Genomic DNA, 250 nt, shown 5'->3' with positions numbered 1-250 from the left:
ATGCACAAGCTCTTTCATTATTATGTTCAACAAGATCAATGTCATATATCAAACCATTCATAACATCATAAAGACAACTCATCATAGCATAGGGATAATGTCGGGACGTATTCTTGGGGGTTTTATACCCGTTATCTTTCAAGTTGCCTCTTTGTTGGCTGCACTCGCTCACCCCGGTCACATAGTTTGCTATGCTCCCGGGGATTCGCTCCCTTGCCGTCGCGATGCATCTTGAAATCTATAGGGTATA

The 250-nt window shown here is 42.8% G+C and carries 1 protein-coding gene; it reads right to left on the bottom strand.

What is annotated here, in order from left to right; genetic code table 11:
* Window positions 1-181, bottom strand: a 181-nt coding sequence (locus C5470_RS22585) for a hypothetical protein (RefSeq protein ID WP_207627088.1), incomplete at its 3' end; no start/stop codon positions are given.
* Window positions 182-250: the final 69 nt, after the last annotated feature.

The organism is Photorhabdus stackebrandtii, assembly GCF_011189495.1.
Taxonomy (GTDB): domain Bacteria; phylum Pseudomonadota; class Gammaproteobacteria; order Enterobacterales; family Enterobacteriaceae; genus Photorhabdus; species Photorhabdus khanii.
The sequence above is the reverse complement of the archived record's forward strand: the minus strand, read 5'-3'. Positions and strand labels throughout refer to the sequence as shown.